Origin of the sequence: Saccharomonospora sp., from assembly GCF_027317685.1 — a bacterium.
Lineage (GTDB): Bacteria > Actinomycetota > Actinomycetes > Mycobacteriales > Pseudonocardiaceae > Saccharomonospora.
The window spans coordinates 20,851-31,212 of the sequence record NZ_DAHVQP010000005.1; the positions used below are offsets into that span (position 1 = coordinate 20,851).

The 10,362-nt window shown below is 68.8% G+C and carries 3 protein-coding genes; all 3 read left to right on the plus strand.

What is annotated here, in order from left to right:
* Nucleotides 1-5 precede the first annotated feature (5 nt).
* Entirely contained in the window at nt 6-1,025 is a 1,020-nt protein-coding gene (locus M7H19_RS00440) for an iron chelate uptake ABC transporter family permease subunit (RefSeq protein ID WP_298175678.1), read from the plus strand.
* A complete protein-coding gene (locus M7H19_RS00445; protein WP_298175680.1) occupies nt 1,022-1,798 on the plus strand; it encodes an ABC transporter ATP-binding protein in 777 nt (258 codons plus the stop codon). Before M7H19_RS00440 ends, M7H19_RS00445 begins: the two co-directional genes overlap by 4 nt.
* Before the next feature lie 93 nt (nt 1,799-1,891).
* On the plus strand, nt 1,892-10,362 hold an 8,471-nt coding region (locus tag M7H19_RS00450; protein WP_298175682.1), incomplete at its 3' end, for a non-ribosomal peptide synthetase.

The following is a 10,362-nucleotide window of genomic DNA, read 5'->3' on the forward strand; positions in this document are numbered from 1 at the left end:
ATGCGGTGAGCGCCGTCGTATGGCGTGGTGGGGGCAGGTCCGTCCGGGTTGAACGCCGAACCCTCGTGGTGGCTTCGACTCTGGTCGCGATGATGGCCGGTTTGGCCCTGCTCGGGCTGTGTTTCGGGATGGTGTGGTCCAGCCCGGCGGACGTGTTCGCCGCGTTGCTCGGATCCGGTGACTCCGCGTTCGTGATCCGTGAGTGGCGATTGCCGCGGGTACTCGCCGGGATGGTCTTCGGTGCGGCACTGGGGGTGGCCGGGGCCATCTTCCAGAACCTCACCCGAAACCCCATGGGAAGTCCCGACGTGATCGGGCTCGATGCGGGTGCCTACACCGGTGCCTTGTTCGCGCTGGTCGTGTTGTCGGGCACGGCGGCTCAACTGGCCGTGAGCTCGGTGGCGGGCGGACTGCTGGTGGCATTGATCATCTACGTGTTGTCGAGCGCCGGTGGACTGTCCGGACTGCGGCTTGTCGTGATCGGTATCGCCGTGAACGCGATGGTGACCGCGCTGAACTCGTGGATCGTGCTCCGCGCGGAACTGGAGGTCGCGATCGCCGCCGTGGGATGGAGTTCGGGATCGCTGAACGGGGTCGGCTGGGAGGATCTGGCGGTCCCGTTCACGGTCATCGCCGTGTTGTTGGCGCTCATGGCCTCTCAGAACCACGCCATGCACCAGGCCGCGTTGGGGGATGCCGTCGCGGTGACCACGGGGGTGCGCCTCGATCGATTACGGATGTTGCTGGTGGTGGTGGGCGTCGGTTGTACGGCCACGGTGACGGCCGTGGCCGGGCCGATCGCTTTCATCGCTTTGGCCGCGCCGCAGATCGGACGTCGACTGGCGAAGGCTCCGGGGATTCCGCTCGTTCCGGCCGCGCTGACCGGGGCGGTGTTGTTGCAGGCCGCGGATCTGGTCGCCCAGATGTTGTTGGCGCCCGTCTCGCTGCCGGTGGGAGTGGTGAGTACCGCCATCGGTGGGTGCTATCTCATCTGGTTGCTGACTCAGGAGGTGAAGCGAGCGTGACCGCACGCTTGCGAGCACAGGAACTCACGTTGCGCTACGGCGATCGGGTGGTGTCGACGCGGCTGAGTTTGGACATTCCGGATGGGGCCTTCACCGCCATCGTGGGGCCGAACGCCTGTGGGAAGTCGACGTTGTTGCGCGCGTTCGTCCGGTTGCTGCAACCCGCGGTCGGGTCCGTGACGTTCGACGAGAAGGAGGTCCACTCCTATTCGTCGAAGGTGTTGGCCCGTTCGTTGGCGTTTCTGCCGCAGGAGCCGATGGCTCCGGAGGGGATCAGGGTTCGTCAGCTCGTGGGGCGGGGACGTTTTCCGCACCAGTCGCTGTTGTCGATGTGGTCGGAGGAGGACGAACAGGCGGTCGCCGAGGCGATGGACACCGCGGGCATCACCGACCTGGCTGACCGGCCGGTGCAGGAATTGTCCGGAGGGCAACGGCAACGAGCGTGGGTGGCCATGGTGCTCGCCCAACGAACACCGTATCTGCTTCTCGACGAACCGACGTCCTTTTTGGATATCACGCACCAGTATCGCCTCCTCGCACTGTTCGCCCGGTTGCGGGATGAGGGGCGCACCGTCATCGCGGTGCTGCACGACATCAACCAGGCCTGCCGATTCGCCGACCATCTCGTCGCGGTGAAGGAGGGGCGGATCGTGGCGGAGGGGGCGGCCGCCGACATCGTCGACAGCTCACTGCTCAAGGAAGTGTTCGATCTGCCGAGTGTCGTGGTGCCCGATCCGGTGACCGGCACTCCCATGGTCGTGCCGACGATTTGATCTCACTGTGGGCTTGTCGTCCTTGTGACCCTATTGAAGTTAGGTTAGCCTCAGCTAAATTGCTTCAGGTCTCCGCGAGTTCAGGAGCGAGAGTTGAGCACTGTCCACAGCCACTCCCACACGACGTCGACCTCGGCTGACACGGTCTTGGAGCTGACCAGTGCCCAGCTGGGTATCTGGAACGCCCAACAGCTGGAACCGGACTCCCGCTACTACCTGGTCGGTGACGTGGTCGAGATCTCCGGGAACCGCCCCGTGGACACGCGGCTGCTCGCCGAGGCCATGCGAGCCACGGTCGACGAGGCGGAGACGATGCGACTGCGCGTCTTCGACACGCCTTCCGGTCCGCGCCAGGTGATCAGTGACGAACCCACACCGTTGCCCGAGATCGTCGACGTCAGTGCGGAGGCCGACCCGGTCGCGGCAGCGAATGAACTCGTGGACCGGGAGCGCCTCCGCACCGCGGAAGCCTGCCGAGGCATGGTCGACCGCAGGCTGTACACGCAGACCATCATTCGCCTGTCCGACACCGAGGTCTGGTACACCCAGCTCGGCCATCATCTGATCTTCGACGGTTACAGCGCGGCGATGCTGGCGCGTCGGACCGCCGCCCACTACACCGCTTCGGTGGAGGGCACCGAGGTGGCCGCTTCGCCGTTCGGCCGGTTCGCGGACGTGGTCCGGTCGGATCAGGACTACCTCGCCAGTGAACAGTTCGAACGCGACCGTGCGTACTGGCGGGATCGGCTCACACCCCTTCCCGAACTCACCGGCTGGGCCGACTCGGCGGACGGCCCGCCGAAGGACACACTCACCGCACGAGCCGTCGTCTCGGCCGAGGACACCGCGCGACTCCAGGCCGCCGCCAAGCGCGAGAAGCTCAGCTGGGGAGAGGCACTCATCGCCTGCTATGCCGCATTCCTGCATCGTCTGCAGGGGCGGACGGACGTGGTCTTCGCCCTACCGCTGATGTGCCGGACCAACTCGGCCGAGCTACGTACCCCCTCGATGGCGGTCAACGTGCTGCCGTTGCGGGTGATCGTGCGGGGCGATGACCGACTCGGCGACGTGGGCAGGCGGATCGCCAAGGCCATGCGCGAGATGCGCACCCATCAGCGTTATCGCGGCGAGAATCTGCCGCAGGACCTGGCCGTGCCCGGCGCGGGCGCGCTGCTGCACGGATCCGGGGTCAACCTCAAGGCGTTCGACCTGTCGCTGGACTTCGCCGGCTCGGTTGGTGTGCTGCGCAACGTCGCGGGTGGACCTCCCGAGGACATGGGGTTGAGTGTGCTGCCGACCCAGGACGGTGGACTGTTGCTCGGCTTCGAGGTCGACGCGCGCACCCATGACCAGGAAGCCGTCGATCACAAGCTGTCGGTGCTGCGCACCATGCTCACGACGCTGACCTCTCCCGACGAGCCCAAGGTGGGACAGGTGGAATTGGTCGCGTCCGAACGTCGGCGAAGGTTGCTCGACGAATGGGGGATCTCCGCGGTGCCCGGACGGCCGAAGACCGTGCCGGACGTGGTGAACGAGCTCGCGGCGCGTCACCCGGACGAAACGGCGTTGGTCCATGCCGGGCGGAGCCTTTCGTTCGGTGAACTCGCGGCACGGGTGCACCGGCTCGCCCGCGCCCTTCGAGCACGGGGGATCGGCCCGGAGGACGTCGTCGCGTTGGCCCTGCCCCGCTCCTTTGACATCGTCGTCGCGTTGCTCGCCGTGCTGGACGCGGGAGCGGCGTTCCTACCGTTGGACACCGAGCATCCGCCGGAACGGCTGCGCGAGCTCGTTGAGGATGCCGGGGCCTGCCTGGTGTTGACCCACGAGACGGGCCCTCAGCCGGGAGGTAGCGTGCCCCGGCTTCCACTCGATGCGTCCGACACACTCACCGAATTGGCGGAGCTACCGGCCGGGCCACTGACCTCCGAGGAACTGGCCGCTCCCCGCCGGGCCGAGCATCTCGCCTACATCCTCTACACCTCGGGTTCGACCGGTCGCCCGAAGGGCGTCCTGGTACGTTCCGGTGGGCTGGCCGCGTTGCTGCACCATCATCGGGCGACGATCGTGGCGGAGGCCGAACGCGCCGCCGGAAGGCCCTTGCGAGTGGCGCACACGTACTCGTTCGCCTTCGACTCCGCGATCGACCAGGTGATCTGGTTGCTGTGCGGCCACGAGCTCCACATCTACGACGTTGAGGTGTTCCGGGACGCCCAGGCGTTCCTGTCCGCCTGCGCCACCGATGCCATCGACGTCGTGGACACCACGCCGTCGATGGCGGCTCCGCTGCTCGACGCGGGACTGCTCGACACGGGGCACCGCCCCACACTGCTGATCCTGGGTGGTGAGGCGCTACCGCGGGCATTGTGGCGACGGATCGCCGACTCCGGTGTGCTCGCCCGCAACATGTACGGCCCCACGGAAGCCACAGTGGACAGTGCTACCGCGCGGGTCGACGACGGAGAACCCACGATCGGCCTGCCTCTGGCCGGTACCCGCGTCTACCTGCTGGACAACGCGTTGCAACCCGTACCCCACGGGACCGTGGGCGAACTGTATCTGGCCGGCCCCCAGCTGGCGCGGGGGTATGTGAACCAGTCGGCGGCGACGGCGCAGGCGTTCGTCGCCGACCCGTTCGCGGGCGGCGGGCAACGGATGTATCGCACCGGGGACTTGGCGCGCTGGGTGCCGGGGCGGGGGCTCGAATATCTCGGCCGTAGCGACGGCCAGGTCAAGATCCGTGGCCACAGGGTGGAACTCGGCGAGGTCGAGGCGGCGTTAGGCGCGTTGGAGGATGTGAGCGCGGCCGCCGCCGTCGTCCGCGACGAAGGGGAACTGACCCGGTTGGTCGGCTACGTCGTTCCCGCGGCAGGGGCCCCGACACCGACTCCGGAGTCGATCCGGACCACGCTCGCCGAGCGGGTACCCGACCACCTGGTGCCCGCCGCCGTGGTGATCCTGGACGAGCTGCCACTCACGGTCAACGGCAAACTCGACCGCGCCGCGCTTCCCGCACCACGTCCGGCGGGCGGGGGCAGGCCCGCGACCACCGAGCGGGAACGGCAGCTCTGCGGCGCCGTCGCCGAGGTGTTCGGGCTGGACGAGGTCGGTGTCGACGACGACTTCTTCTCCCTTGGCGGCGACAGCATCACCGCCATCGGTGTGAGCAGCCGGCTACGGAGCAGGGGATTCGAACTCCGGCCACGGGACCTGCTCGCACGGCGCAGCTTCGCCTCGCTCGCCACAGCCCTCACCGAGACAGGGCGGGATGCGCTCACACCGGCGGACGAACCGACCGGTCCGGTCCCCGCGACGCCGATCGTGCGAGGCCTGCTCGACCCCAACCCGAACGTGCGGGACATCGCCGGTTACGTGCAATGGACCGCGGTGTCCGTGGAACCCGACCTCGCCCTCACCCAGTTGGTGTCCGGAGTCCACAGTGTTCTGGAACGGCACGATGCGCTGAGGCTGATCCTCACGAAGGCCCCGGACGGCTCGGTCGAACCGGTGGTGCGGGAGTCCGGAGCGGTATCGGCGACCGCGTTGGTCAGCGAGACGCACGCCACCGACGACGACGTGGAGGGCCAAGTAGCCACGTTGGCGCAGAACCTGGCCGCGACCCTGGACCCGCTCGCCGGTGACCTCCTGCGGATCGCGCTGCTGCGCACCAGACCCGACGCGCCGGATCGGCTCGTCGTGGTCGCACATCACCTCGTCGTCGACGGTGTGTCCTGGCGGGTGCTGTTGCCGGACCTGCAAGCGGCATGCGAGGCCGCGGGCCACGGCCGTCCCGTCGAACTCGGTCCCGCAGGGACATCGTGGCGGCGGTACGCGCTACTGCTGGACGAACAGGGCACGACAGGAGCCCGGCGACCCGAGTTGGATTTCTGGCGGCAGGCTCTCGACCCCGACCACCGTCCTTTGAGCTGTCGGGCGTTGGATCCGGCTCGGGACACCGCCGCGACGGCCGAGCGGTCCACCACGATCGCCACGGCCATGGTCAGCAAAGCGGTGTTGGACACCCTGCCCATGGCGTACCGCATGAACGTCGACGAGGTGCTGCTGGCCGCGCTGGTGCTGGCGCTGCGTTCGTGGCGCCGGGACCGGAACACACCGACCGGCGAGGCCGTGACGATCACGATGGAAGGCCACGGTCGCGAACAGCTCGAACCCGGCATCGACCTGTCCCGCACGATCGGCTGGTTCACCAGCGAATACCCGGTGCGCGTTCCCGTCGGCGCGGTGGGGGAGGAAGCCGACCTGCTCGACGCGCTGGCGGGTGGCGAAGCGGCGGGACGACTGCTGCGCGCGGCCAAGGAGGCCAAACGCGCCGTTCCCGACGGCGGCATCGGTTACGGCGTACTCCGGTACCTGGACCCCGAGACGCGCGATGAACTGTCGGACACCCCCGCTCCCGAGGTCCTGCTGAATTACCTCGGGCGGTTCGCTCCTTTGGACGGCACGGGCTGGCGGCTTCCGGAACGGGACGCGTTCTCGGTGCTCGATCCCGACACCAAGGCATTGGAACAGGTGTTGGCACTCAACTGCTTCGTGCACGAGGAGGGAGCTTCGCGCGTCGCGGTGGAATGGACCGCCGCCCGGGAGGTGTTGGGCGCCGACGTGGTCGAGGACCTGCAGCACGCGTGGGCGGCGGCGTTGGACGCGCTGGCGGCACACGCGGCGCGGATCGGCCCCGACGGGGGCGGACTGACCCCCTCCGACCTGCCGTTGGTGTCGCTGGACCAGGAAACCATCGACGAACTGGAAACCCGCCACCGCATCGCCGACGTCCTGCCCGCGACGGCTCTGCAGACAGGGCTGTCCTTCCACACCCTCGTGCGTGGCGACGACGAGGCCGACGTCTACGTCGTACAGGCCATCATGTCGTTGGCGGGTGAGCTGGACCCGCGGAGGCTGGCCGCCGCCGCCGAGGAACTGCTGCGGCGCCATCCCGCGCTGCGGATGTATCTGGCCACGACGTCGGCGGGCGAGGTCGTCCAAGTGATGCCCGCCGACGTCGAGCTGGACTGGCGTGAGATCGACCTGACGGCGTTCGCGCCCGACGAGCGGGAAAGCGCGTTCGACACGCATGCGCGCACGGAACAGGAACGACCGTTCGATCCCGGCGAGCCACCGCTGATCCGCTTCCTGATGTGCGTTCTCGGCGAGGCCGAGCACCGACTCGTCATCACCAACCACCACGCGCTGCTGGACGGGTGGTCGATGCCCCTCGTCGGCCGTACCCTGTTGGCGATCTACGCCGAGCTGGGTGGAGGCCCCGCGGTTCCCGCGACGCCTTCGCCCGCCGAGTACTACCGATGGTTGTCCGAGCGCGATCGGCAGGCCGGGCTCGCCGCGTGGAAGGAGGCGTTGGCGGGAGTCGACGAGGGAACTCGGCTCGCGCCGTCCACCGCGCACACCCACGTCGAGCGACCCGGTCGCGTGTCGCTCCCGCTCGGTGCGGAGTTCAGCCATCGATTGCGAGAGTTCGCCCGGGAACACGGGCTCACCCTGAACACGGTCCTGCAGACCGCGTGGGGTCTGCTTCTCGGCCGGCTCACCCGACGGCGGGACGTGCTCTTCGGTTCCCCCGTCTCGGGCCGGCCCGCCGAGGTCGAGGGGATCGAGTCGATGATCGGGCAGCTCGGCAATACGATCCCCGTCCGCGTCCGAACCACCCCGGCCGAACCCGCGCAAGATCTCCTCGCGCGGGTGCACGCCGAGTCGGTGGCGCTCACCGAGCACCACCACATCGGACTCCCCGACATCCAACGGGCCGTCGGGGTCGGGGAACTGTTCGACACGATGTTCGTGATGGAGAACTTCCCCCTGTCGAGCCGGGGAAGCACCCCGCTGGCACCGGGGCTCGAACTCACGGGCGTGGACATCGTCGACGCCACCCACTACCCGCTCACGGTCGTGGTGATCCCCGAGGACGAAATCGTCATCGGCCTCGGCTACCAGCCGCGGGTGTTCGACGAGGCGACGGTACGCGACTACGCCCGCTGGTTGCACACCCTGCTGAGGGAGATCGTCGCCGACCCATGGTGTCCCGTGGCCCGGTTGCCGATGCTCGATGCCGAGGAACGGCAGTGGTTGCTGCGAGTCGGCACCGAGGCCGTTCCCGCTCACCCGCGTCGAGGCGTCCTGGAGGAGTTCGCGGCATGGGTGGATCGGCAGCCCGATGCCGAAGCAGTGGTGTGTCGTGAGCGGAGCCTGACGTACCTCGAACTCGACCGGTGGGCGAACCGGCTCGCACACGCCTTGCTCGCCGGCGGGGTCCGGCCGCAGGACCCGGTCGCGGTCCTGCTCGGCCGGGATGTCGAGATGGTGGTGGCCCTGTTCGCCGTGCTCAAGGCCGGTGCGGTGTACGTGCCGCTGGACGCGAACTACCCCCGCGAACGCCTGGCATACATGGTGGACGACGCGGCTCCGGCCGCGATCGTGACGACCGGCCGGACCTGGGCCGAACTCGGAGGAGAGCTGCCCACGGCGAAGACGATCCCGGTGGTGCGCTGCGACGAGACGCCCACCGACGGGGTGGACGGCCCGGCGGAGTGGGACCACGATCCCGCGCACGCGCGGACGAGGATCACCGAGGACTCCCTGGCCTACGTCATCTACACCTCCGGCACCACCGGGCGGCCGAAGGGGGTCGCGGTGACCCATCGGGGCCTGCCCGACCTGATCGCCCTCCAGGAAGAGGTCGTCGGAGTCACCGAGAAGGACCGCTACCTGCACTTCGCCTCGACCAGTTTCGACGTCGCGTTCTGGCAGACGATGGTGCCGCTGCTGTCCGGTGGGACGCTCGTCATCGCTCCGGAGGAGGTGCGGGTGCCCGGCGACGAGTTGTTCGACTACGTCGCCGAGCACCGGGTGACGGGAGTGAACCTGCTGCCGTCGTTTCTGGCCGCCGTGCCCGACGACTGCACGGTGGGCGAGGACGTGTTCTTCGTCGTCGGTGCCGAACGGCTCGATCCGGAACTGGCCCGACGCTGGGGTGATCGCCGGGCCCTGTTCAACGCCTACGGCCCCACCGAGGTCACGATCAACTCGGTGACCTGGCGGTACGACCCCGACGACCCCGGCCCGCTGCCGATCGGGCGGCCCGACCCCAACGTGCGGGCCTACGTGCTGGACGAGGGACTGTCCCCGGTGGGGGTCGGTGTGCCCGGGGAGCTGTACCTCGCGGGACCGAAACTGGCGCGCGGCTATCTCGGCCGTCCTGGATTGACGGCGCAGGCGTTCGTCGCCGACCCGTTCGGCGCGCCGGGGGAGCGGATGTACCGCACCGGTGATCTGGTCCATTGGCGACCCGACGGGCAACTGGTGTTTCTCGGCAGGGCGGACCGCCAGGTGAAGATCCGTGGTTTCCGGATCGAGCTGGGAGAGATCGAGTCCGCCTTGACCCGTCGTCCGGACATCCGCGCGGCCGCCGTGGTCGTACGCGAAGACAGGCCCGGCGAACGTCGGTTGGTGGGCTATGTCATCCCGAAGGTGGGGGTCGAGCTCGACACCGACCGTGTGCGTGAGGACCTCGGCGCCGAGTTGCCCGACCACCTGGTGCCCTCGGCGTTGGTGGTGCTCGACCGGCTGCCGCTCAGCCCGAGTGGCAAGCTCGACCAGGCCGCCCTACCCGCGCCCAGCAGTGGCACTGTCACCCCGGCGCGGGAACCGGTGACCCCGGCCGAGGCGGTGTTGCTCGGCCTCGTGCGTGAGGTGCTCGGCACGGACGAGATCAACCTCGACGACGGCTTCCTCGACGTCGGTGGGGACAGCATCGTGTCGCTGCAGCTCGTGTCCCGATCCCGTAGGCACGGATGGCGCCTGGCCCCCCGGGACGTGTTCGACGGGGGCACCGTCGCCGGTATCGCGGCGCGGTGTGTCCGGCTCGACGACGCCGATAACACGGAGATCGCACCGGCCGTCGGCGACGCCCCGCTGACGCCGGTCATGCGTGACCTGCTTCGACGTTGTAAGGCCGCGGGAGTGCCCGCCGACGACTTCTGTCAGTGGATGCAGATCTGCGTTCCGCGGGGTGGCGATTCGTCGGTCTGGCACGCCGTGTTCGACGCCGTACTGGACCGACACGACGTATTGCGAGCCCGGCTGGCCACGCCCGACGAGGGTGGTGAGCCGGTGCTGCGCATCCCCCCGGCGGGAACGGTCACCGCCGAGCAGGTGCTGACGCACGTGCGAGTGTCGGAGACCGACGACATCAGCGAACTCGCCGACTCCTGCCTGCGTACCGCTCGGGACGGACTGAACCTGTGGGCGGGGCCGCTGGTGCGTGCGGTGTGGCTGGACGCCGGTCCGGCGACACCCGGCAGGCTGATCCTCGTCGCACATCACCTGGTCGTCGACGGGGTGTCCCTGCGGTTGTTGATGGACGACATACACCGCGCGTACGAGAGCGCGACCGTCGAGGACGGCCGGATCTGCGTGCCCGCTCTGCCCCGGCACGGACAGTCCTTCCTCGGCTGGGCCCGTTCGCTTCGCGAGGCCGCCCGACACCGTCGCGCGGAACTTCCACAGTGGAACAGGACTGTCGCGGATCCCGGGGAACC